This is a genomic window from Rhizobium sp. PP-F2F-G48, assembly GCF_004342335.1.
Taxonomy (GTDB): Bacteria; Pseudomonadota; Alphaproteobacteria; order Rhizobiales; family Rhizobiaceae; genus Ferranicluibacter.
The window spans coordinates 602,971-626,672 of the sequence record NZ_SLVH01000003.1; the positions used below are offsets into that span (position 1 = coordinate 602,971).

A 23,702-nucleotide genomic window follows, 5' to 3' on the forward strand; every position below is an offset into this window, starting at 1 on the left:
GCGTGTCAGCCATGCGTCGCCTCCACGGCCCAGTGCAGCGGGAACATCGGGTCGAACACGGTCACGGGACCTGCCCCCGTCTCGATCTTTGCGGGGTACTCCACCGGCGCGCTACGGCGAGTGAGCGTGACCGTCTCGTCGTTGACGGGCAGTCCGTACCAGGCGGGGCCATTGCGGGACGCGAAGGCCTCAAGCCTGTCGAGCGCATTTTCCTGCTCGAAGACATGGGCAAGGCAGCTCATCGTGTTGACCGAGGTGTAGACGCCGGCGCAGCCGCAGGCGCATTCCTTCAGCGGATCGACATGCGGGGCGCTGTCGGTGCCGAGGAAGAAGCGCGCATCCCCCGAGGTCGCGGCCTTGCGCAAAGCCAAGCGATGCACTTCGCGCTTGGCGACGGGCAGGCAGTAGTAATGCGGACGGATGCCGCCGACGAGAAGCGCGTTGCGGTTGATGATCAGGTGGTGCGTGGTGATCGAGCCGGCGAGGTTGCTGTCGGCACCCTGGATGTAATCGACGCCGTCCTGCGTCGTCACGTGTTCCATGGTCACCTTCAGGTCCGGAAGGCGGCGGCGCAAGGGGTCGAGGACGGTTTCGATGAAGACGGCCTCACGGTCGAAGATATCGACCTCCGGCGTCGTCACCTCGCCATGAACGCAGAGCGGCAGGCCGATCTCGGCCATTTTTTCCAGCACCGGCATGACGTTTTCGAGATCGCGAACACCGCCATGGGAGTTCGTCGTGGCACCGGCGGGGTAGAGCTTGACGGCATGGATCAGCCCGCTTGCCTTGCCCAGGGCGACATCCGCCGCGTCCGTCTGCTCGGTGAGATAGAGCGTCATCAACGGCTCGAACCGGTCGCCTGCAGGCAAAACCGCGAGAATGCGGGCGCGATAGGCCTCGGCATCGGCCGTGGTCACCACGGGGGGCACCAGATTGGGCATGATGATGGCGCGGGCGAAGTGGCGGCTGCTATCGGGCAGGACGCCCCTCAGCATGTCGCCGTCGCGCAGATGAAGATGCCAATCGTCGGGCCGGCGGATGGTGAGGGTTGTCGTCCGGTTGTCGCTCATCGTCTGCCTCTTTTCCTGCCGATATCAGCGGCCCCTTCAAGGGGACCGAGACGATCTGCATCGCTTCCGTGGCCGCGCGCCCTGCTGCAAGGCTCGGGGCTGTCCGTTCCCGTTTGCCTCATCGGGCCGCCGATGACAATGGCCTGATCGCCTCCGCGATCACGGCTGCTCGAAAACCTCCAGCATGACATCGGCAGGCCTCGAGCCATTGCAGATACGCTCTCCATTCGGCAGATCGTTGCCGTAGAGTTTCCAGCGGATCGCCTCTTCGTCGAGACCGTAACGCATCCAGCGCTGGCGCAGGCGCTCTTCGAGCACGGCATAGGTCGGGCCGACGAAGATCGTGAGATCGAAGAGCGGTGCAAGCCGGGTCCACGGCGCCTCGTCCAGCAGAAGATAGTTGCCTTCGGCGAGAATGAACCGCGTCTCGGGCAAGATCGGGCGGGCGGAGGCGATGGCGATCTCGCGCGCGCGGTCGAAGACCGGCACGAGCACCTCCTCGTGCCCGCGGCGCACGGCCGTGACGATATCGAGGAAGCCACGCACGTCGAAGGTTTCGGGTGCGCCCTTGCGCTTCAGGAGGCCGCGCTCCTCCAGAATACCATTGTCCATGTGGAAGCCGTCCATAGGCAGGACGGCCGATGTCTCGCCGCGCCCGGCAAGTTCGGCATGAAGCGCATCGGCGAGCGTCGATTTGCCGGAACCCGGAGGGCCGGCGATGGCGACGACGAAGCGGGCGGCACCAGCCGCCCGATCGAGAACGAGATCGGCGATCTCGCCGACGGTTCGCGTCATGCCGCCAGCGCCTCGCGCGGGGGTTCCTTGGCGCCGGTCATGAAGGCCACGGCATCCGACATCGTATAGTCCTTCGGATTGATGACGCAGAGACGCTTGCCGAGGCGGTGAATGTGGATACGGTCGGCGACTTCGAAAACATGCGGCATGTTGTGCGAGATGAGCACGATCGGCATGCCGCGCGAGCGCACGTCGAGGATCAGTTCCAGCACGCGCCGGCTTTCCTTGACGCCGAGGGCCGCGGTCGGCTCGTCGAGAATGACGAGCTTGGAGCCGAAGGCCGCGGCACGGGCCACGGCGACGCCCTGGCGCTGGCCGCCCGAGAGCGTTTCCACGGCCTGGTTGATGTTCTGGATGGTCATCAGGCCGAGTTCGGACAGTTTGTCGCGCGCGAACTTTTCCATCGCGCTCTTGTCGAGCATGCGGAACACCGAGCCGAGAACGCCGGGTTTGCGGATCTCGCGGCCAAGGAACATGTTGTCGGCGATCGATAAAGCCGGGGAGACCGCGAGATTCTGGTAGACGGTCTCGATGCCGGCCTTCTGTGCCTCGATCGGCGACTTGAAGCTGATGACCTGGCCGTCGAGGCGGATTTCGCCCTCGTCAGGCTTGATCGCGCCGGAGATCGCCTTGATCAGCGAGGACTTGCCGGCACCGTTGTCGCCGATGACGGCGAGGATCTCGCCCTTGTGCAGATCGAAATCCGCATGATCGAGGGCTGTGACCCGGCCATAGCGCTTGACGAGGCCGCGGCCGGTGAGGATGGGAGCTTCGGAATAGGAGGGCGCATTCATCAGCCGGCTACCTTTCTGATCCACTGGTCGATTGCTACGGCGGCGATGATGAGAACGCCGATCATGAGATAGGTCCATTGCGGATCCGTGCCGACGAGGCGCAGGCCCAGCTGGAAGACGCCGACGATGAGCGCCCCGAAGAGCATGCCCATGATGGAGCCGCGTCCGCCGAAGAGCGAGATGCCGCCGATCACCACGGCCGTGATGGACTCGATGTTGGCGAACTGGCCGGCCGTCGGGGAGACGGAGCCGATGCGGCCGATGAGGGCCCAGCCGCCGAGCGCGCAGATGACGCCGGAAATCGTGTAGACGGACAGCAGCATGCGCTTGACGTTGACGCCGGCGAGCTCTGCCGCCACCGGATCGTCGCCTACGGCGTAGAGATGCCGGCCCCAGGCGGTCTTGTTCAGCACGTACCAGAGCAGCATGACGAGCAGGATCATGGCGAAGACGCCATAGGTGAACACGGCACCGCCAAGGCGGACGGGTTCGGCGAAGAACTTGAGAAGCGGTGCGGTCGCCTCGATATCCTGGCTGCGGATGGTCTCGTTGGCCGAATAGAGGAAGTTGGAGGCAAGGATGATCTGCCACATGCCGAGCGTGACGATGAAGGGCGGCAGCTTCATGCGGGCAACCAGCCAGCCGTTGATCGCACCGCAGGCGGCACCGACGGCAAAGCCGCAGAGGATGGCGAGTTCCGCCGGAAGACCGTAGCGAAACACGAACTGACCCATGACGACCGACGACAGCACCATGATGGCGCCGACCGAGAGATCGATACCGGCCGTCATGATGATCAGCGTCTGGGCCGCACCGATGATACCGGTGATGGCGACCTGCTGCAGGATCAGCGTCAGCGAGAAGGCGGAAAAGAACTTGGATCCGAGGATCGAGCCGAAGACGACCAGCGACAGCACGAGCACGATCAAGGGCACGGCCGATGGCCGCGAATGCAGGAAATGCTGGAAGTGCTGGACAGGTGTCTTGCGGTCCGTGTCGAAAGACGCAACCGTCTTGGAACTGCCGGACAGGACGGACTCGAAGTCCTGCGAGGGCCGCGCAGCGGCTGTTGGCTCGCTCATCAATATATCCTCCGCTTGGCGGCCTATGCGGACGACCTCGAAGAGGAGGCTACCACAGGCCGGGCGCTTCGTCGGGATGACGGGTCAAGTTGTCTTGGTTTGAAACAAGGCGGTTTTGAAAAAGGGCGGCCGAAGCCGCCCCTCGCCTATCGCATCGAAGGCGGGGCTCAGCCCCAGCACTTGTCCGTGCCGGCCTTGATGTCGATCGATTCGACGCCTGTGGCAGGCTTGCCGGTGACGAGCGAGACGCCCGTGTCGAAGAAGGCCTTGCCGGGGGTCGGCTGCGGCTTCTCACCGGTTTCGGCGAACTTCTTGATGGCCTCGACGCCAAGCGCCGCCATCTGCAGCGGGTACTGCTGCGAGGTCGCGCCGATGACGCCGTCCGCAACGTTCTTGATGCCCGGGCAGCCGCCGTCGACGGACACGATCAGCACGTCCTTCTCGCGGCCGACGGCCTTGAGTGCTTCGTAGGCACCGGCAGCCGCCGGCTCGTTGATCGTGTGGACGACGTTGATGGTCGGATCCTTCTGGAGAAGGTTTTCCATGGCGGTGCGGCCGCCTTCTTCATTGCCGTTGGTGATGTCGTGGCCGACGATGCGGGCGTCGTCCTCGTCACCGATCTTGTTGGGGTCCTTCGGATCGATGCCGAAGCCCATCATGAAGCCCTGGTCGCGCATGACGTCGACGGAGGGCTGCGACGGGGTGAGGTCGAGGAAGGCGACCTTGGCATCCTTGGCAGCATCGCCGAGGGTTGCAGCAGCCCACTGACCGATCAGCTTGCCGGCGAGCAGGTTGTCGGTGGCGAACGTCGCATCGGCGCTGTCGGCCGGCTCAAGCGGGGTGTCGAGTGCGATGACGAGAAGGCCGGCGTCGCGCGCCTGCTTCACGGTGGGGACGATGCCCTTGGTGTCGGACGCAGCGATCAGGATACCCTTGGCGCCATCGGCGATGCAGGTTTCGATGGCGGCTACCTGGCTTTCGCTATCGCCGTCGATCTTGCCGGCATAGGCCTTGAGCGTCACGCCCAGTTCCTTGGCCTTGGCTTCGGCGCCTTCCTTCATCTTGACGAAGAAGGGGTTTGTATCCGTCTTGGTGATCAGGCAGGCGGTCACATCGGCAGCCTGCGCCGAGCCCGCGAAAACGACGCCAAGCGCCAGCGCGCCGAGACCGGCGGTTACAAGGTTCTTCATGGATATCCTCCCAAGGATCAAATGGTGAGCCGGGTTCCCGGCCCGTCAGGCTTCGCGATCGTTACGTCCTCCGCAATGAAACCGCGCTTCCGTTAGCCAGAAAACACCAAACATATTTGCCTGTCAATAACTAAATCAAATTGATTTATTAAAATCCTGTGGCATTCTCTGCCCGTTGACTGTGCAAACGCATGCCTCGCATGCAGAGAAAAGCGCGGGAACGGTTCCGGCATCGCGCCGGAATGGGAGGACGAGGAATGACCGACTTTAGCGAGCAGGAGACGCTGCCCGTCATGCCCGATGTCGTGGATCCGGCGGGCGGGGCGAACCAGACGCGGGTGCGCGCGCATAACGAGCGCCTGGTCATGTCGCTGGTGCGTCGTCATGACGGACTGTCGAAGGCGGATATCGCCCGCCGGTCGGGCCTGTCGGCGCAGACGGTGTCGGTGATCATGCGGGCGCTGGAGAAGGACGGACTGCTGATCCGCGGCGAGCCGACGCGCGGACGCGTGGGCCAACCCTCGGTGCCCATGCATCTCAATCCGTCGGCCGTTTTCTCTTTCGGCGTCAAGATCGGCCGGCGCAGCGCCGACCTCATCCTGATGGACTTCGTGGGAAAGATCCGCCTGAACCTGCACCAGCCCTACCGCTACCCGATGCCGGAGGAGATCCTCGCCTTCGTTACGGATGGCGTCGCGAAGCTTGAGCGCATGCTCGGCGCCGACGAGCGCTCGCGCATTGCCGGCATCGGCATCGCCACGCCGTTCGAACTCTGGAACTGGGCGCCGGAAGTGGGCGCACCGAGCGAGGCGATGGAAAGCTGGCGGCATTTCGACCTCCAGGCCGCCGTGTCGGAGCGCACCGCCTACCCGGTCTACCTGCAGAACGACGCAACCAGTGCCTGCGGGGCGGAACTGGTGTTCGGCGTCGGCGCGAATTATCCGGATTTCATCTATTTCTACATCGGCTCGTTCATCGGCGGCGGCATCGTGCTGAACTCCGCATTGTTCTCGGGCCGGACGGGAACGGCGGGCGCGCTCGGACCTCTGCAGGTTCCGGGACCGGACGGGCGCACGCAGCCGCTTCTCAAGGTCGCCTCGATCTTCGTGCTCGAAAACATGCTGCGGGAGCGCGGCATCGATGCGCGGCCGCTCTGGTACTCCGCCGAGGAATGGATCGATTTCGGGCCGGCGCTGGAGGACTGGATCGTCCAGACGTCCGAAGCCCTCGCCCGGGCCATCATCTCGGCCGCGTCGATCATCGATTTTGCCGCGGCCGTCATCGATGGCGGATTTCCCGACTGGGTGCGCGCGCGCATCGTCGCCGCCACGCGCACCGCCGTCCACGACCTCGACCTGCAAGGCGTGATCGTGCCCGATATCATCGAAGGTGCCGTCGGCTCCGAGGCCCGCGCCATCGGCGGGGCGAGCCTGCCGCTGTTTTCGCGCTATCTTCTCGACACCAATATTCTCTTCAAGGAACCTGCCTGATGCTCAAAGGTCTTTCTCCGCTCCTGAGCCCCGACCTGCTTGCCACCCTGCGCGCCATGGGCCATGGCGACGAGATCGCCATCGTGGATGGCAACTACCCGGCGCTGGAACACGCCCGCCGCCTGATCCGCCTCGACGGCCATGGCGTGGTGCCGGTGGTCGACGCCATCCTCAGCGTCATGCCGATCGACGATTTCGTGGACGAAGCGATCTTTCGCGCGACGGTGAAGCAGGACCGCGATGCGCTCGACCCCGTCCATGAGGACCTGATCGCCTGCTGTGCCCGCCATGAACCGGAAAGAGCCGTGGTGCCCTTGCTCGGGCCCGATTTCTATCCCCGCGTCAAGGCGGCGCATACCGTGGTGCAGACCAGCGAGCCGCGCCTCTATGGCAACATGATCCTGCGCAAGGGCGTGATCTATCCCGCGGCGTGATGCGTCCTTCGAGAAACGCAAAAAACCCGCCGGACGTTGGTCCGGCGGGTTTTCTTGGGCGAAAGAAGGCGATCAGGCGCGGCGGGCGTCGACCGACAGCGCGCCGGGGCCGAAGGCTGCGAGCACGAGGAATCCGCCAGCCATGGCGAAATTCTTCTGGAAGTTGATCATCTGGTTCATGTCGGCAAAATTGAAATGCGCGATGAACGCTGTGGCAATGCAGAAGGCGGCGAGGACGTAAGCCGTCGGGCGCGTGAGGAATCCGACGAGAATGAAGATGCCGCCGATGAGTTCGACAAGCGAGACGACAACGGCCGTGACCATCGGCACCGGCAGGCCCGAACCGGCGAAATAACCGGCCGTCCCCTCCAGATTGCTGATCTTGCCGAAGCCGGCCAGGATGAAGATGATGGAGAGGAGGATGCGTCCGACGAGGACGATGGCGCTGCTGGACATAGGTTTGGCTCCGTTGAGGAAGGCGATGCGGAAGCTTTAGCAGCAATGAGCGCCGAACATAGCCTGCGGCGCAACGACACATCGTCAACGGTTAGTGAACGATAACCCGGCATCGTCAACTTCCCATCACCTGCAACCGTCTGCAGGCAACGGGGCGTCTCAGACGCTGTCGGCTTCGTTCTGAACCCGTCGAACCCTAGCGGATCTCGCCTGCCTGCGGACCCCAGGTGTCGGTGAGGGCAAAGCCGTCGGCCAACGGATCGAACGGATCGAGCGCGACCTGGTGGAGGCCGAAGGTCCAGCCACGGCCGGAGATCGTCGGGATGATGGCCGGGCGGCCGGCGACCTCGGTGACGCTGTCGAGCCCGACTTCGAATTCCGAACCGATGATCGAGCGGGATTTGAACACATCGCCGGGCTTTGCAAGGCCGCGGGCGTGAAGGGTCGCTAGGTTGGCGGAACTGCCTGTGCCGCAGGGGGAGCGATCCACACGGCCCGGCCACATCGTCGTGCAGGTGCGCACCGTGCCGTCGGCTTCCGTGCTGCGGAACATGACATAGGCGACGCCGGAGATCTCCGGGATTTCGGGATGGACCGTCGGGATGGTGCGGTTGACGATGTCCTTGATGATCATGCCGGCTTCCACGATCGCGCGGGCATTGGCCTTCTCGATCGTCGTGCCGATCTGGTGCACGTCCACCAGCGCGTAGAAGATGCCGCCATAGCAGAGATCGACCCTGATCGTGCCCCATTGCGGGGTCTCCACCTCGACATCCAGTGCCTGGACGAAGGACGGGGTCATCGTCAGCTTGACGCGCTCGCAGCGGCCATCGCGGCAGGTCGCCGTCGCCTTGACGAGGCCGGCGGCGGTGTCGAGCATGACGACCGTTTCCGGTTCCTTCATCTCGACGATGCCGGATTCGAGCAGCGCCGTGGTGACGCAGATGGAATTGGAACCGGACATGGCATGCGCCTGATCCGCCTGGAGGATGATGAAGCCGGCATCGGCTTCGGGACGCTTGGCCGGCACCAGCAGATTGACCGAGCCGATGGAGGCCGCGCGCGGCTCCAGGCAGAGGAACCGCCGCAGGCTGTCGTCCACGGTGTTGATGTGATGCAGCTGCTCGGCGATCGTGTTGCCCGGAATCTTCGGCACGCCGCCGATCGCGACCTTGCCGATCTCACCTTCGCAATGAACATCCAGCAGCTGGATCGTGCGCTTCCATCTCATTGGTGCAATATCCTCTCGTGCCGCAGGCTCAATAGCTGGCGACAAAATGTGTACAGGCTCGTTTACGCCTGTTCGCGGCCTTTGCCTAGGGCTTCCTTCATCTCCGCTCGCCCTCTCTGTCGGACCGTCCCCTTGTGACGGGTACATGGCGCGCGAGGGTTTTGCGTGGTAGAGATCGAGCATGATGCCTGCCGTTCCCACCGAAGATTTCGACTGCCAGAGCTGTGGCGCCTGCTGCGCCTATTCTGAGGACTGGCCGCGCTTTTCGATGGAGAGCGAGGAGGAGCTTGCCCGGATTCCGGAGGCGCTGGTTTCCGCCGATCTCGGCGGCATGCGATGCGAAAACGACCGATGCGCTGCGTTGTCCGGCGTGCTGGGGCAGCATGTCGGTTGCGGCATCTACGCGGTCCGGCCGATCGTCTGCCGCACCTGCATGCCGGGCGACGACGAGTGCCTGACGGCCCGGCAGGCATTGTCGGCGCATGTCCTGCTTTAGGCAACATCGCGTTTCGTGGTGAACCTCAGGTGATCACGCGGCTCACACGTCGAGATGCCGCATCTATCACGCCCGAAACCGCCTCAGGGCGTGGATCGTGAGGCGCCGGCCCGATTTTTCCGGATGGAGATGCGGTGCGACCAGCCGTATTCTCCGCTCCAGTGCTTCGCCCCTTTTACCCTTCTGTTTTCGCTTCTGAAAAGGCCCCTCCGATGAGCCAGACGTCGCTGAAGTCATCCCTCGACACGATGCCGCTTCCCTTTGAGGCCTTCGCGCCGCCACTGGCTGCGCCGACACCGCTGCGGGCCGCCGTCACGCGCGCCTATCGCCAGCCGGAAGCTGCCTGCGTCGCGGCGCTCCTCGAACAGGCGACCTTGCCGGACGCGGTTCGCCTGCAGGCCGCAACGACCGCGCGCGGGCTCATCACCGCGCTGCGTGCCAAGCACAAGGGTTCCGGCGTCGAAGGGCTGGTGCACGAGTATTCCTTGTCGAGCCAGGAAGGCGTCGCGCTGATGTGCCTTGCCGAAGCGCTGCTGCGCATTCCCGACACGGCCACGCGCGATGCGCTGATCCGCGACAAGATCGCCACCGGCGACTGGCGCTCGCATGTCGGCGGGGGGCGCTCGCTCTTCGTCAACGCGGCCACCTGGGGTCTCGTCGTTACCGGCAAGCTGACCTCCACCGTCAACGATCGCGGGCTCTCGGCAGCCCTTACGCGTCTGATCGCGCGTGCCGGCGAGCCGGTCATCCGCCGCGGCGTCGATATGGCCATGCGGATGATGGGCGAGCAGTTCGTCACCGGCGAAACGATCGAGGAAGCGCTGAAGCGCGCGCGCCCGCTGGAGGCCCGTGGCTTCCGCTATTCCTACGACATGCTCGGCGAAGCCGCGACGACGGCAGCCGACGCCAAGCGCTATTACGCCGACTATGAAAACGCCATCCATGCGATCGGCAAGGCTGCGGCCGGCCGGGGGATCTACGAGGGGCCCGGCATCTCCATCAAGCTCTCGGCCCTGCATCCCCGCTATGTCAGGGCGCAGGCGGCGCGCGTGATGAGCGAACTTCTGCCCCGCGTGAAAGCGCTGGCGTTGATCGCCAAGCATTACGACATCGGGCTCAATATCGACGCGGAGGAAGCCGACCGGCTGGAATTGTCGCTCGACCTGCTCGAAGCCCTCCGGCTCGATCCGGATCTGGCCGGCTGGCACGGCGTCGGCTTCGTCGTCCAGGCTTACGGCAAGCGTTGCCCGATGGTGCTCGACGTGGTCATCGACCTTGCCCGCCGCTCCGGCCACCGGATGATGGTGCGCCTCGTCAAGGGCGCCTATTGGGATGCCGAGATCAAGCGGGCGCAGGTGGACGGGCTCGACGATTTCCCGGTTTTCACTCGCAAGATCCACACCGACGTTTCCTACATCGCCTGCGCGCGCAAGCTGCTGGCCGCCAAGGATGTGATCTTCCCCCAGTTCGCCACCCACAACGCGCAGAGCCTTGCCACCATCCATGCCATGGCCGGCCCGGACTTCACCGTCGGGGATTACGAGTTCCAGTGCCTGCACGGCATGGGCGAGCCCCTCTATGACGAGGTCGTCGGTGCGGACAAGCTCAACCGGCCCTGCCGCATCTATGCACCTGTGGGAACCCACGAGACGCTGCTTGCCTATCTCGTCCGGCGCCTGTTGGAAAATGGCGCCAACTCGTCCTTCGTCAACCGCATCGCCGATCCCGCCGTTTCCATCGACGAACTGATCGCCGATCCGGTGGAGATCGTGCGCGGCATGGCCACCCCCGGCGCGTCGCACGACAAGATCCGCCTGCCGGCAGCGCTTTATCCCGGCCGCTGCAATTCGGCCGGTCTCGATCTTTCCTCGGAAACGACGCTGGCGATGCTGGCCGAAACCTTTGCCGCCGGCGCCACAGCCGACTGGACCGCAGCGCCCTTGCTCGCCGGCGATACGCCTGCCGGGTCGCCGCGTCCTGTGGAGAACCCCGGCGACCGTCGCGACCGCGTCGGCACCGTGATCGAGGCATCGGACGCCGACGCGGTGCGCGCTGTGGCTCTGGCCGCCGCTGCGGCAACCCGATGGGCCGCGACGGCGCCGGCCGAGCGCGCCGCCTGCCTGTCACGGGCGGCAGACCTGATGCAGGCACGCATGCCGGATCTCCTCGGCCTGATCATCCGCGAGGCCGGCAAATCCGCGCCGAACGCGATTGCCGAGGTGCGCGAGGCGATCGACTTCCTGCGCTATTATGCCGAACAGGCGGGCCGCACGCTCGGCCCGGCGCATGGCGCGCTCGGCCCGATCGTCTGCATCAGCCCGTGGAATTTTCCGCTCGCCATCTTTACCGGACAGATTGCCGCCGCCCTCGTTGCCGGAAATCCTGTTCTCGCCAAGCCGGCCGAGGAAACGCCGCTGATCGCCGCCGAAGGTGTGCGCCTGCTGCACGAGGCCGGCATCCCCAAAGACGTGCTGCAGTTTCTGCCCGGCGACGGGCGTGTGGGCGCGGCACTGGTCGGGGCTGAGGGCGTTGCCGGCGTCATGTTTACCGGATCGACGGAGGTTGCGCGGCTCATCCAGGCCCAGCTTGCGGCACGGGTTTCGCCCGAGGGCAAGCCGATCCCGCTGATTGCGGAAACCGGCGGACAGAACGCCATGATCGTCGACAGCTCGGCACTCGCCGAACAGGTGGTGGCCGACGTCATCGCCTCGGCCTTCGACAGTGCCGGACAGCGCTGCTCGGCGCTGCGCGTTCTCTGCCTGCAAACGGATGTGGCGGACCGCGTGCTGACCATGCTGAAGGGCGCCCTGCACGAGCTGGAGATCGGGCGCACGGACAGGCTTTCCGCCGATGTCGGGCCGGTGATCTCGGCCGAGGCGAAGCAGACGATCGAGACGCACATCGCCGCCATGCGCGGCATCGGCGCGCGCGTCGAGCAGATCGCCATGCCGGACGCCACCGCGCACGGCACCTTCGTGGCGCCGACGATCATCGAGATCGCAAAGCTCTCGGACCTTTCCCGCGAAGTCTTCGGACCGGTGCTCCATGTCCTGCGCTACGACCGCGACGATCTCGACCGGCTGATCGACGACATCAACGCCACCGGATACGGCCTGACCTTCGGCCTGCACACGCGCCTCGACGAGACCATTGCGCATGTAACGAGCCGGGTGAAGGCCGGCAATCTCTACGTCAACCGCAACATCATCGGCGCGGTCGTCGGCGTCCAGCCCTTCGGCGGGCGCGGGCTCTCGGGCACGGGACCGAAGGCCGGCGGTCCGCTTTATCTCGGCCGCCTCGTTCGCGTTGCTCCGGTCCCACCGCAGGTCAGCTCGGTCCACACCGATCCGGCGCTGCTCGATTTCGCCAAATGGCTCGACGGCCGGGGGCTGAAGGCTGAGGCGTCGGCGGCGCGCGACACCGGCAGCCAGTCGCCGCTTGGCCTCGTCAGCGAGATGCCGGGGCCGGTCGGCGAGCGCAATCTTTATGCGCTGCATCCGCGCGGCAGCATTCTTCTGGTGCCGCAGACGATGGAAGGCCTGATTCACCAGGTGTCAGCCGTGCTGGCGACCGGCAATCGCGGCGTCATCGATGCGGGTTCGGGCCTCGCAGACGCATTTGCCGCGCTGCCGCCCAGCGTTGCCGCGCGCCTGTCGTTTGCCCGCGACTGGGTCTCTGCCGGCCCCTTCTCCGGCGCGCTCGTCGAAGGCGACGCGGACCGGGTGAAGGACGTCAACCGGGTAATCGCCGAGCTGCCGGGTCCCCTCCTGCTGGTGCAGGCGGCAACGACCGACGATCTCGCGGCCAGCACTGAAACTTATTGCCTGAACTGGTTGCTGGAGGAAGTTTCGACCAGCGTCAACACGGCTGCGGCCGGCGGCAATGCCAGCCTGATGTCGATCGGCTGAGACAGCCTTTGCGAGACCGGGACGATGCCAACGCGTCCTCCCGGTACCGCGCGCGCTTGATCCCTGCTTTCGGGAGGATTTCAACGCTTCCGCGTTTGACGTAAGAAACAGCATGCTCACGCTTGCACGATCCCACAGTCTTTCTCAGGAGATCCGGAAAAGCCGGTTCCTGGCGCATGCCGCGCCTGTGACCGACGAAGCGGAGGCGCGCGCCTTCATCGCTGCCCAGTCCGACCTCTCCGCCTCGCACAATTGCTGGGCCTGGCGGATCGGGCAGACCTACCGCTTCAACGATGATGGAGAGCCGGGCGGCACGGCCGGCAAGCCGATCCTCCAGGCGATCGACGGGCAAGGCCTCGATCATGTCGTGGTCCTCGTCATTCGCTGGTTCGGCGGCATCCTGCTCGGCAGCGGCGGGTTGATGCGCGCCTATGGCGGCACGGCGGCCATGACATTGGTTGCGGCAGAGCGCGTCGAGCATATCGCCATGACGCGCGGAACGGTGCGCGTCGCCTTCTCGGAGCTGGCACGGATCAAGGCCCGTTTGACAAGCCTCGGCGCCATCATCGTCGAGGAAGCCTTCATTGCAACGGGCGCGGATCTGATGGTGGATGTGCCCGAAGGCTTACGCGACCAGGCAAAGTTGCTGGCGCGCGATGTGACCAGCGGACACTCGGTCCTCATCTTCGACGACGATCTCTCGCTTTAACGTCCCGATGACAGAGTTTCACGCAACCGAACAAACCTGTCGCGAACTGGTTAGTCTCACCTGACATTCAGGAGACGACCATGACAGATCCATTCCACCTGGCCCGATTCCTCGAAGCGCAGTCGCGCGTCTATCATCAGGCGCTGGACGAACTCTCCCTGGGCGAGAAGCGGACGCATTGGATGTGGTTCGTCTTCCCACAAATCGAGGGCCTGGGCTCCTCGCCCACGGCACGGCATTTTGCAATCTCGGGACTGGCGGAAGCTCAAGCCTATCTCGATCACCCGGTTCTCGGCAGCCGTTTGCTAGAGGCCACGACGACGGTCAACACGCTCGATGATGCGCTGACGGCGCGGGCTATCTTCTCCAGCCCGGACGACCTGAAATTCCGCTCGTCCATGACGCTGTTCTCTCACGCGGCACTGCAGTCGGGACACGACCCCATGCCGTTCCAGACGGCCCTGAAGCGGTATTTCGCCGGCAAGCCGGACCTGCGCACGCTTGAGCGTCTCAAGCCCGCCTCTGCGCGTCTTGCACCCCTTCATGCCGCAACGGGCGGGCGGTGAACGGACGTGGTTCAGACACATCGAAGGAGACGAACATGGAAAACTATCTCTGGCTCTTCGCCACGGCCGGTGGCGCCGCCATCCTCAGCCTCGCACTCGCCTTCGGGCTATCCAGTCAACGCAAATTGTCGCGGGCAGAAAAAGAGCGCCAGGCCGAGAGGGTCGAGGATCTCTATGATAAGAGATGACGAACGCTTAGCGATCTCGTCTATGGTCATCATTTAATCAGGAGAAGAATGGCGCACCCGGAACGATTCGAACGTCCGACCCTCAGATTCGTAGTCTGATGCTCTATCCAGCTGAGCTACGGGTGCGTGCAACAGCGTCTGCTGTGTGCGTGGCGATCCTCTAAAGCCTGGGGGAAATGAATGCAAGCCAAATTCGGAGAATTTCCGGATTTTTGCGGCCGGGGTTTCACAATTCCCTGAAATCGCTGATATTTCGCGGAATGGACAAATGCGCCGGCGTTCAGTTTTCACGTCCGGCCCTGGGTGCGGAATGCGTCGAGTGGCACCGGACGGTCGGGGAGTTCGATACGGAACAGGGTGCCCGGCGTTGCCTTCTCGACCAGGGCGATGGTGCCGCCATGGGCAAGCACCAGTTCCCGTGCGATGGCCAGTCCAAGCCCGGTACCGCCCGAGCGGGCAGAGCCGCGAAACGCTGCAAACAGGTTCTCGCGCGCCTTTCGCGGCATGCCGGGGCCGGTATCGTCGACCGTGATGCTGACGACGCTGCCGGTGCGCATTGCCGAAACCGTGACGTTGCGCGTGGGATTGCTGGGATCGTTCTCGTTCATCAGAGCCTGGACGGCGTTGCGGCAGATGTTGTGCACAACGCGAAACAGCTGCTCGCCGTCCGCATCGACTTCCAGATCGTCGGGAACCGCAATGCCGAAGCCGATGCCGGACTTCGGATCGATCGCCAGCACTTCGCCGACATCCTCCACCAGCGGGCGCAGAGGCAGAAAGCGGCGGCGGGGCTCCGGTTCGGTCGTGCGGCCATACTCCAGCACTTCGCTGGTATAGCCGACGGCCCGATCGATCGTGCGCAGCAAGGTCGGCGCGAACCGTTTGACCACGGGATCGTCCACGTCCGCCAGTCGGTCGGACAGGAGCTGGGCGGAAGACAGGATGTTGCGCATGTCATGGTTGATCTTCGACACGGCAAGACCGAGATCGGCGAGGTTCTTCTGCTGCTTGAGCGTCTTCTGCAGCTGCATCTGCATGGCGGCGAGATGCCGGCCGGCCAGGGCGAGCTCGTCATGACCCGGCAGGGGCTCCATCACGCGCCGGGGATCGGCAGGATCGGCGGCGAAGTCGCGCATGCTCGCCGTCATGCGACGGATGGGTGCGATCATCACGCGGTTGATGACGAGGAAGATCAGGGTTGCGGTGAAGAGCGAGATGCCGATCGAGACGAGAAAGACGGAACGGGCATAGACGAGCATCGCCTTGCGCAGGCTGCGTTCGTCCATGACGAGTTCGATCAAGGTGTCGCTTTCGCCGATCGGCCCGTAGAAGCGGATCGTGCGATCGCCGCCGAAGAGCAGCGTGTCGAACGCATCCCGAATGGCGCCTGCGGCACCGGTATTGGCAACGTCGAACTTCGCGTCCACTTCGAGCGGCATTTCGGTGGCCGCGATCAGGCGCGATTCCTCGGCGCGGCGAAGCGCGATCGCCTTCGTCCCCGTCGCCATCAGCGTATCCTCGCGCACCGGGCCCGAGAGCTGCATGTTCTGCAGGCCATCGACCACGACGGCCGCCGCCGCCGCGGTGTTCAGCCGGTCCTGCATCCAGCGCAGCCGCATATTGGCGACCGACGGCACGAAGATCAGGATTTCGGCGATCATGACGAACAGGATCGTCAGCAGCAGGAGCTTGCCGGAAAGGCCGCGCAGGAAGCCCGAGCGCAGCTGCGGCTCGTCCAGAGCCGTTTCCTTCATGGCATCGATCGACATTCAGCGTTCCCATGGCGCCCGACGACCGGACACAACCGACCGATCGACGACGCTTGCTGCCGATTATAGGTCACTTAGGCCGAATATCCAACCAGATGCCCTCAAGGCTTACCGACAGAGGGTCGCACAGCGCCCGGGCGGCGGCACCCCTCCGTCGAGCTGTCGGGCCTCTGGTCAGAACTCCTCCCAGTTGTCCTGCGAGGCGGCCGGAGCCGGTGCGGCGTGCGTGGCGGGGCCGGCGGAGAAGGCGCGGGCGACAGATCCCATCATCTTGCGGGCCGGCGAGGCAACCGGACGGGCGGTCGCGGTCGCAGCCTTCAGCGCAGGCGCCCGCGACGCCACGGTCTTTATCGGCATCGGGCGGGGCGGCGTGGGGCGGGCAGCCATGACGGGGCCACCGGATCGCGCATGCGACATCGCGTCGGCGACGGCGGGGCGCGCCTGATCCAGCCGGAAATGCCCGATCATCTGCGCGAGGTTTTCGGCCTCGGTCGAGAGCCTGTGCGTGGCGGCATTCGCCTCCTGCACCATCGCGGCATTCTGCTGGGTCACCTTGTCCATCTGGTTGACGGCCGTGGAGACCTCGCCGAGGCTGGCGGCCTGTTCGCGCGCCGCGGTGGCGATGGAGTGGATGTGGTCGGTGATCGACAGAACCCGGTTCTCGATCTCGCCGAGAACCCGTCCCGTTTCCTGAACCAGCTGCACGCCGGTGGACACTTCCGCGCCGGACTTGGCGATGAGCACCTTGATGTCCTTGGCTGCGCTCGCCGCCCGCTGGGCGAGTTCCCGCACTTCCTGGGCAACGACCGCAAAGCCCTTGCCCGCCTCGCCTGCCCGCGCGGCCTCGACGCCTGCGTTGAGGGCGAGGAGATTGGTCTGGAAGGCGATCTCGTCGATGACGTTGGTGATCTTGCCGATTTCGCTGGAAGCCTGCTCGATGCGGCCCATGGCATCGACGGCGCTGCGCACGACGGTGCCGGACTGGGCCGCGGCTTCCTTCGCCTCGGTGACGATGACGGTGGCTTCGTGAGCCCGCTCCGTGGATGTCTGCACGGCCACCGTGATCTGGCCGAGCGAGGCCGAGGTCTGCTCCAGCGAAGCGGCCTGCTGTTCCGTGCGCTTGGCAAGATCGTCCGTGGCCGAGCGGAGTTCGCCCGAATTGCCGTTGATTTCGAGCGTCGTCGATCGAACTTCGCCGAGCGTCTTCTGGAGCACGGCGAGCGCTTCGTTCACATTGCTCTGAAGATCGGCAAAGGCGCCCTGGAAGCTGCCTGTCATGGGCTGGGTCAGGTCGCCCTGCGCAAGACTTGCGATGACGCGCCCGGTCTCGCCGATGCCGCGATCGACGCCCGCAACCAGTTCGTTGACGTTGCCGGCGAAGCGGTCGAGGCTCGGCTCGCCATAGGTTCGCGTGATGCGGCGGGAAAAATCACCGGCAGCGGCCGCTTCGACGACATGCGCCATGCTGACCTGCAGGTCGGCGGTCTTCTCGCGCAGAACGCTGTCTTCCGTGCTTGCGCGGCGCGCCGTCAGGCCGTTGCTGCGGAAGACCTCGACGGCACGCGCCATCTCTCCGATCTCGTCGGACCGTTTTGACTGGGGAAGATCTATGTCGAGATCACCGCCGGCAAGCGCCGTCATCGACCGGGTCAGGTCGGAAATGGGACGGCTGAGCTCGCGGCGCGCGATGGACACGGCAACCAGCAAGCCTGCAGCCAGACCGATGAGGGCCGTGCCGATGATCATGATGGTCATCTGGCGGCCGATGCCGTTGATGTCCGTATCGATCGCCGAGAGATCGGCCTTGTCCTTGGCGACGACCGCATCGATCTCGCCCTGGAAGGCCTTTCGGTTGGCACGGTTCTTGTCGTTGTTGCCCTGCTCGTTGGCAGCCTGGACCGAGACCTCGCGGGCAAGGCGGGCCGTTTCCGTGCGGAACGTGCGGAACTCGGCGGCGCGCGTGACGACAGCGTCGAAAGCGGGGAGATCGGCCTGAAGCACGAGCGGGCGCCATTCGGCCGTCAGGACATCGATCTTGTCGAGCGTCTTCAGGAGGCTTTCGGCGAAGGGATCGGCTTTTTCCATGGAGGGAGCGGCATAGATGCCGCGGGCATCCATGACGACGGCGGTCACAAGACGATTGAGCTTCTCGCCATTATAGGCGCGCTCGGAGGCCCCCTTGAAGGCTTCGAGCTGGCTGTCATAGCGGTGCACAACGGCCAACGCCATTCCGGCGACGACGAGCGTAACGGCGCTCATGACGATGACGATCAACGAAATCTTACCGCGTATGCGCATGGCCCGCGTTCCTCCAACGGCTTTACCCGCAGGAGATCACCCCGCCCCTGCACTCATCGGGGAAATTATCGGTAAGTAGTTAATAACGTAGTACCGCTGCGGGCAAAATCCTTGGGGGTCGCCTGTCGAAGGCATGCGGGCGACGGCGGGACGATCATGGCGTGCGAGACGCGCATTATCGCGTGAAAAGCGCTGCAAACCGGGGGCGGCAATTGACTTTGACGCTTTTATTCTTATAAGCCGCCGCACGTCTGGGAACCAAATGGCGGGTGAGCTCCGTGCTCGCCGGCTCTGCCGTGCCTTGACAGAAACGCTGCTTGCTTAAGGAAGCAACCCAAGAAGGGCCGCACACCGCGGTATTAAAATAAATGACAAAGCGTACCTACCAACCCTCCAAGCTTGTTCGCAAGCGTCGTCACGGCTTCCGTGCACGCATTGCCACCAAGGGCGGCCGCAAGGTCATCGTTGCCCGTCGCGCTCGCGGCCGCAAGCGTCTTTCGGCCTAATGGCACACGGCGTCCGCGCCGTTGCCACAGCCGGCCCTCCTGCCTTGCAGGAGGCTGCCGGTGAAAAGAGATCCCAGACGCATGACGTCAGGTAATCCCAAATCGACTGTCGGGCGGCTGAAAAGCCGGCCGCAGTTTCTTGCCGTGCGTGCAGGCGAGAAGCGGAAGGGCTCCGTCTTCCTGCTCGAAGTGCTCGACAGACAGACGGCGGACGAGCCTGCCCGCGTCGGGTTCACGGTGACGAAGAAGCATGGCAATGCGGTGGAACGGAACCGCATGCGCCGCCGCTTGCGCGAGGCCGTCAGGCTACAAGCCGCGTTTGCAATGAAACCCGGCCACGATTATGTGATTGTCGCCCGCCGCGAGGTGCTTGGCGTTCCCTTCGACCGACTGGCAAAGATGCTCGCTGCCCGAATCGAAGGCCCACTCGAAGGCAGGCAGAAACAAGCACGGCCGCCGGCCGGCTCCAGGAAAGAATGATGGACAAGAACCGCAACTATTTCATCGCGATCGGCCTGTCGGTGCTGATCCTCATCGCCTGGCAGTTTCTCTACATCAATCCGAAGATGGAGCGCGAACGCGTCGCGCAGGAAGCCGTGCAGGCCCAGCAGGCTCAGCAACAGGCCCAGCAGGCTCCCGCCGCCGCGAACGGCTCGATCCCGGGCGCCATTCCCGGTGCAGCGACGACCGCCGTTCCCGGCGCGGTGCCCCAGGGTGCCTCGCGCGACGAAGCCATCGCCCGCTCTGCCCGCGTCGTCATCGACACGCAGGCTCTTTCCGGCTCGATCAACCTCACCGGCGCCCGTCTCGACGACCTGAAGCTGCGCGAGTATCACGAAACGGTCGACGACAAGAGCCCGATCATCACCCTCTTCAGCCCGGCCGAGACGCCCGAAGGCTACTTTACGGAAATCGGCTATGTCGGCGATGCCTCCTCGGGCACCGTTCCGGGCCCGTCCACCGTCTGGACGGCGCCTGAAGGCGCGAAGCTGACCACGGCGACGCCGGTCACGCTGACCTACACCAATGAAAAGGGCGTGGTCTTCACGCGCGTCATCTCGATCGACGAACACTTCATGTTCAAGATCGACGACACGATCCAGAACGCGACCGGTGCCCCGATCGCTTTGTCGACCTATGGCCGCGTCACCCGCTTCAACAAGCCGGCGACCCCCAGCGTCTATGTTCTGCATGAAGGCTTCATCGGCGTCATCGGCGAGCACGGCCTCGAAGAGGTGAGCTACAGCAAGGTCGAGGACAACGCGCCGGCACAGCCCGGCAAGACGACCGGCGGCTGGCTCGGCATTACCGACAAGTACTGGGCCGCGACCATCATCCCGCCGCAGACGACCGCTTACGAGACGCGCTTTGCGCATTTCACCGATGGCCGCCCGCGCTACCAGGCCGACTACAAGCAGGATGCCATCACCGTGGCACCCGGCCAGACGACGACGCTGAACAACCTCGTCTTTGCCGGCGCTAAGCAGGTGCCGCTCGTCGATGGCTATGAAGCAAGCTACAATATTCCGAAGTTCGATCTTCTGATCGACTGGGGCTGGTTCTATTTCATCACCAAGCCGATGTTCAAGCTGATGGACTTCTTCTTCCGCTTCTTCGGCAATTTCGGCGTCGCCATCCTCCTCACCACCATCGTCGTCAAGGCGCTCTTCTTCCCGCTCGCCAGCAAGCAATATGCCTCCATGGCGAACATGAAGAAGATCCAGCCGAAGATGGAGGAGATGAAGAAGAAGTTCGGCGACGACCGGATGGGCATGCAGCAGGCCATGATGGCGCTGTACAAGGAAGAGAAGATCAACCCGATCGCCGGCTGCTGGCCGATCCTCCTGCAGATCCCGGTGTTCTTCGCGCTCTACAAGGTCATCTACGTCACGATCGAAATGCGGCACGCGCCGTTCTTCGGCTGGATCCAGGATCTGTCCGCGCCGGACCCGACCTCGCTGTTCAACCTGTTCGGCCTCCTGCCCTACAGCGTTCCGCACGCGCTGATGATCGGCGTCTGGCCTTTGATCATGGGTGTCACGATGTTCCTGCAGATGCGCATGAACCCGACACCGCCGGATCCGACGCAGGCCATGCTCTTCACCTGGATGCCGGTGGTGTTCACCTTCATGCTGTCGAGCTTCCCGGCCGGTCTCGTGATCTACTGGGCCTGGAACAACACGCTTTCGGTCATCCAGCAGGCCTTCATCATGAAGCGCCACGGCGTCAAGATCGAGCTGTTCGACAACATCAAGGGCGTGTTCTCGCGAAAACCGAAGCCTGCGGAATAGCGACCGACCTTCCCGCCCCGGGCCGCAAGCCCGGGGTTTTCTTTTTCAGCCTGAGAGGGACCTGCCGATGACCGACACCGCCCTGAACGACGAAAAGCCGATGTTCGGCAATCCCTGGATCTTCATTCGCGGCGTTCCCTCTATGGAGTTCCTGCCGCCCGAGGGGCCGACGGAAATCGCCTTTGCCGGACGGTCCAATGTCGGCAAGTCCTCGCTCATCAACGCCCTCGTCGGGCAGAAGGGGCTGGCACGCACGTCCAACACGCCGGGACGGACGCAGGAACTCAATTACTTCGTGCCAGACGGCTATTCCGGTGCCGCGGGCGACCTGCCGCCGATGGCGCTGATCGACATGCCGGGCTATGGCTACGCGCAGGCACCCAAGGCGCATGTGGATGCCTGGACGAAGCTGGTGTTCGACTATCTGCGCGGCCGGGCGACTCTGAAGCGGGTCTATGTGCTGATCGACAGTCGCCACGGCATCAAGAAGAACGACGACGACGTGCTGTCGCTGCTCGACAAGGCCGCCGTGTCCTACCAGGTGGTGCTGACAAAGACAGACAAGATCAAGGCGGGTGCCGTGCCGCATCTGCTGGCTGAGACGCTGGAGAAGATCCGCAAGCGCCCGGCGGCTTTTCCGGAGATCGTCGCGACGTCGTCCGAAAAGGGCGAAGGCATCGAAGAACTGCGCTCGGCGATCCTCACCGCAATCCGCAACTGAGGCTCTCCAAGACGATACCCGGCGCGGCCGCTTGCCGCGTCCGGGTCCTGCCGCCCGCCATCAGGCGGGTGCCGCACGCTTATCAGGCGGGTGCCGCTCCGGGCACGAAGGTCATCGACAGGCCGTTGATGCAGTGTCGCTTGCCGGTGGGCTTCGGGCCGTCGTCGAAGATGTGTCCGAGATGTCCGCCGCAGCGACTGCAGTGACATTCCGTCCGCACCATCATGAACGACGTATCGGTGCGCGTACCCACGGCCTCCGGCAGCGCCTCCCAGAAGCTCGGCCATCCGGTGCCGCTGTCGAATTTCGTTTCCGAGGAATAGACCGGCAAGGCGCAACCGGCGCACTGGAACGTGCCCTTACGCTTCTCCTCGTTGAGCGCGCTCGTAAAGGGGCGCTCCGTGTCTTCGTGCCGCAGGATGCGGTATTGCTCGTCGCCGAGCATCGCCTTCCATTCGGCATCCGTTTTCGTGACCGCGAATGTTTCGGCGGCGGCAACCGGGGCAAATTCGTTTTTCAACGCAAGAGCGGCAAGACCGGCCGTGCCGGTCAGGAGAAAGAAGCGACGGCTGAGCATGGGACCTCCTTGCAGGCCATATCCTGCCTGCGCCGGTGTTCTACGCCTGTCGGGACCATTCAGAAAGCCGCCGCCGATCAAACCCGCGTGAGAATGGCCGCGCACAGGCCCACGCCTACGTTCACGCCCACATCCACGCGCATGTCCCGGTACATCTCAGCGACCGGAAATACCGGTCGCAAGCACTTTGCCCGTGGGCGCGCCGGTCGGTGAGCCGCCGGCCGGCTCAAGGCTGACCGTGATCGGGGCGCCCTCGCGCAGACGGGTCCGCACCGCCTTGGGCACGACGATCTCGCCATTGCTGTTCGTGGCGAACACGCCGAGAGATACGGGGGCGGAACCTTCCGGCGTCAGCCAGATCTCGATGGACTTCGCATCCGCCACGCCCGCAGCCGTTGCGGCCGCGGCCACGGGTGCCAGCCGCAGGCGGCCGCTGTCATTGTCGTAGCGGGCGGTCAGGGCCAGATCGGACCCAGTGGCGAGTGGGAGGCTCGTGGTCAGGCCGCGCGGCGGCGATGTCGCGAACATGCCGGCCTGCGAGACACCGGTTGCGATGAGACCGATGGTTGCGATGCAGGCGACGCCGCGCCAGAAGGCCGCGGAGTTCCAGATGGCAACATTGAAGACCGGTACGCGCTCGCGTTGCGGCCGGGGGCGCGCGGCCACCGGCTCGGCAAAGGGAGAGGCCCGGCGCGGCGCGCGGCGGGTCGGCCGCGGCGTCTGGTCGACCGTCAGCATGTTGCTGCGCCAGTGATCCACCATGGCTGCGAAATTCCGGTCGAGCGCCATGCGCGCCTCAACCTTCTGGCGATCTTCCGGGGAGAGAACGCCCAGCACATATTCGCCGGCAATCACCTGGTCGAGGCGGGAATCGCCACTCTTCGCATTTTCTGTCGTCATGATGTCAATGTGCTCGCCTAGAACCGCGGCCATGCCAAGCGGATGATGGACGGGATCATACGCATGGTTTGGCGTATTTTCCACGGCTTTTACGCCGCATGGCGCATGTTCGCCCCGGGGCGGTGCGACGCGCCGCACTTTCCGGCTGTCATCATGCCGTTATCTTGCCTCCCGATCATTCCCCCGAGAAAAAACTTGCGCTAAACAGCATCCGCATCGATCCCGAAGGTT

22 protein-coding genes and 1 tRNA gene are annotated in these 23,702 nt (G+C 64.5%); 11 read left to right on the forward strand and 12 right to left on the reverse strand.

Features of this window, described 5'->3' with window-relative positions; translation table 11 throughout:
• Window positions 1-5: 5 nt before the first annotated feature.
• From pyrC to C8J36_RS10860, 5 genes are all read right to left on the reverse strand, one after another.
• Window positions 6-1,070, reverse strand: a complete 1,065-nt coding sequence (gene pyrC, locus C8J36_RS10840) for a dihydroorotase (protein WP_132534735.1) — start codon at window positions 1,068-1,070, stop codon at window positions 6-8.
• A gap of 159 nt (window positions 1,071-1,229) precedes the next feature.
• Window positions 1,230-1,865, reverse strand: coding sequence for a nucleoside triphosphate hydrolase (locus C8J36_RS10845; RefSeq protein ID WP_132534737.1), 636 nt, complete (start codon window positions 1,863-1,865; stop codon window positions 1,230-1,232).
• Complete coding sequence (locus tag C8J36_RS10850; protein WP_062595214.1) at window positions 1,862-2,659, reverse strand: ATP-binding cassette domain-containing protein; 798 nt, start codon at window positions 2,657-2,659, stop codon at window positions 1,862-1,864. The genes C8J36_RS10845 and C8J36_RS10850 overlap by 4 nt, the downstream gene beginning before the upstream one ends.
• The gene (locus tag C8J36_RS10855) at window positions 2,659-3,741 is read right to left on the reverse strand and encodes an ABC transporter permease (RefSeq protein ID WP_062595215.1); all 1,083 of its coding nucleotides are present in this window, start codon (window positions 3,739-3,741) and stop codon (window positions 2,659-2,661) included. Before C8J36_RS10855 ends, C8J36_RS10850 begins: the two co-directional genes overlap by 1 nt.
• A gap of 167 nt (window positions 3,742-3,908) precedes the next feature.
• Window positions 3,909-4,931 carry a sugar ABC transporter substrate-binding protein gene (locus C8J36_RS10860; protein ID WP_062595216.1) on the reverse strand — a complete coding sequence of 341 codons (1,023 nt, stop codon included), beginning with the start codon at window positions 4,929-4,931 and terminating at the stop codon, window positions 3,909-3,911.
• A 257-nt stretch (window positions 4,932-5,188) separates the two neighbouring features.
• On the opposite strand from C8J36_RS10860, the gene C8J36_RS10865 reads away from it, so the two are divergent.
• Window positions 5,189-6,421, forward strand: coding sequence for an ROK family transcriptional regulator (locus tag C8J36_RS10865; protein WP_062595217.1), 1,233 nt, complete (start codon window positions 5,189-5,191; stop codon window positions 6,419-6,421).
• Window positions 6,421-6,855, forward strand: a complete 435-nt coding sequence (locus tag C8J36_RS10870; RefSeq protein WP_132534739.1) for an RbsD/FucU domain-containing protein — start codon at window positions 6,421-6,423, stop codon at window positions 6,853-6,855. The genes C8J36_RS10865 and C8J36_RS10870 overlap by 1 nt, the downstream gene beginning before the upstream one ends.
• Before the next feature lie 72 nt (window positions 6,856-6,927).
• Here the strand turns inward: C8J36_RS10870 and C8J36_RS10875 are convergent, their stop codons facing one another.
• On the reverse strand, window positions 6,928-7,311 hold the full coding sequence (locus tag C8J36_RS10875) for a DoxX family protein (RefSeq protein WP_132534741.1): 384 nt from the start codon (window positions 7,309-7,311) through the stop codon (window positions 6,928-6,930).
• Window positions 7,312-7,507: 196 nt separating this feature from the next.
• A complete protein-coding gene (locus C8J36_RS10880) occupies window positions 7,508-8,542 on the reverse strand; it encodes a proline racemase family protein (protein WP_132534743.1) in 1,035 nt (344 codons plus the stop codon).
• Between the two features lie 181 nt (window positions 8,543-8,723).
• Here C8J36_RS10880 and C8J36_RS10885 point away from each other — a divergent pair, with 181 nt between their 5' ends.
• From C8J36_RS10885 to C8J36_RS24915, 5 genes are all read left to right on the forward strand, one after another.
• Window positions 8,724-9,038: a YkgJ family cysteine cluster protein gene (locus tag C8J36_RS10885; protein ID WP_062595221.1), complete on the forward strand. Its 315-nt coding sequence runs from the start codon at window positions 8,724-8,726 to the stop codon at window positions 9,036-9,038.
• 212 nt (window positions 9,039-9,250) lie between these two features.
• Window positions 9,251-12,946 (forward strand): trifunctional transcriptional regulator/proline dehydrogenase/L-glutamate gamma-semialdehyde dehydrogenase, encoded by a 3,696-nt coding sequence (putA, locus tag C8J36_RS10890; protein WP_132534745.1) that lies wholly within the window; start codon window positions 9,251-9,253, stop codon window positions 12,944-12,946.
• A 112-nt stretch (window positions 12,947-13,058) separates the two neighbouring features.
• Entirely contained in the window at window positions 13,059-13,655 is a 597-nt protein-coding gene (locus tag C8J36_RS10895) for a YigZ family protein (RefSeq protein ID WP_132534747.1), read from the forward strand.
• Window positions 13,656-13,735: 80 nt separating this feature from the next.
• Window positions 13,736-14,221, forward strand: a complete 486-nt coding sequence (locus tag C8J36_RS10900) for a DUF1810 domain-containing protein (RefSeq protein WP_132534749.1) — start codon at window positions 13,736-13,738, stop codon at window positions 14,219-14,221.
• A 35-nt stretch (window positions 14,222-14,256) separates the two neighbouring features.
• Window positions 14,257-14,409, forward strand: a complete 153-nt coding sequence (locus C8J36_RS24915; protein WP_165915024.1) for a hypothetical protein — start codon at window positions 14,257-14,259, stop codon at window positions 14,407-14,409.
• Between the two features lie 49 nt (window positions 14,410-14,458).
• On the opposite strand, the gene C8J36_RS10905 is transcribed toward C8J36_RS24915, so the two are convergent.
• From C8J36_RS10905 to C8J36_RS10915, 3 genes are all read right to left on the reverse strand, one after another.
• Window positions 14,459-14,535, reverse strand: a tRNA-Arg gene (locus C8J36_RS10905).
• 161 nt (window positions 14,536-14,696) lie between these two features.
• A complete protein-coding gene (locus tag C8J36_RS10910) occupies window positions 14,697-16,178 on the reverse strand; it encodes a HAMP domain-containing sensor histidine kinase (protein ID WP_132534750.1) in 1,482 nt (493 codons plus the stop codon).
• Window positions 16,179-16,352: 174 nt separating this feature from the next.
• Entirely contained in the window at window positions 16,353-18,476 is a 2,124-nt protein-coding gene (locus tag C8J36_RS10915) for a methyl-accepting chemotaxis protein (RefSeq protein ID WP_132534751.1), read from the reverse strand.
• A gap of 368 nt (window positions 18,477-18,844) precedes the next feature.
• Here C8J36_RS10915 and rpmH point away from each other — a divergent pair, with 368 nt between their 5' ends.
• The 4 genes from rpmH (at window position 18,845) to yihA (ending at window position 21,994) form a co-directional block, all read left to right on the forward strand.
• Window positions 18,845-18,982: a 50S ribosomal protein L34 gene (rpmH, locus tag C8J36_RS10920; protein ID WP_037104763.1), complete on the forward strand. Its 138-nt coding sequence runs from the start codon at window positions 18,845-18,847 to the stop codon at window positions 18,980-18,982.
• A gap of 81 nt (window positions 18,983-19,063) precedes the next feature.
• Window positions 19,064-19,462, forward strand: a complete 399-nt coding sequence (gene rnpA, locus C8J36_RS10925) for a ribonuclease P protein component (protein WP_062595227.1) — start codon at window positions 19,064-19,066, stop codon at window positions 19,460-19,462.
• Window positions 19,462-21,273 carry a membrane protein insertase YidC gene (gene yidC, locus C8J36_RS10930; protein WP_165915034.1) on the forward strand — a complete coding sequence of 604 codons (1,812 nt, stop codon included), beginning with the start codon at window positions 19,462-19,464 and terminating at the stop codon, window positions 21,271-21,273. The genes rnpA and yidC overlap by 1 nt, the downstream gene beginning before the upstream one ends.
• A gap of 67 nt (window positions 21,274-21,340) precedes the next feature.
• On the forward strand, window positions 21,341-21,994 hold the full coding sequence (yihA, locus tag C8J36_RS10935; RefSeq protein WP_062595229.1) for a ribosome biogenesis GTP-binding protein YihA/YsxC: 654 nt from the start codon (window positions 21,341-21,343) through the stop codon (window positions 21,992-21,994).
• An 82-nt stretch (window positions 21,995-22,076) separates the two neighbouring features.
• Here yihA and msrB read toward each other — a convergent pair whose 3' ends face one another.
• Both msrB and C8J36_RS10945 read right to left on the reverse strand, forming a co-directional pair.
• Window positions 22,077-22,571, reverse strand: coding sequence for a peptide-methionine (R)-S-oxide reductase MsrB (msrB, locus tag C8J36_RS10940; protein ID WP_132534755.1), 495 nt, complete (start codon window positions 22,569-22,571; stop codon window positions 22,077-22,079).
• 156 nt (window positions 22,572-22,727) lie between these two features.
• Window positions 22,728-23,471 carry an anti-sigma factor gene (locus C8J36_RS10945; RefSeq protein ID WP_165915025.1) on the reverse strand — a complete coding sequence of 248 codons (744 nt, stop codon included), beginning with the start codon at window positions 23,469-23,471 and terminating at the stop codon, window positions 22,728-22,730.
• Between the last annotated feature and the right edge of the window lie 231 nt (window positions 23,472-23,702).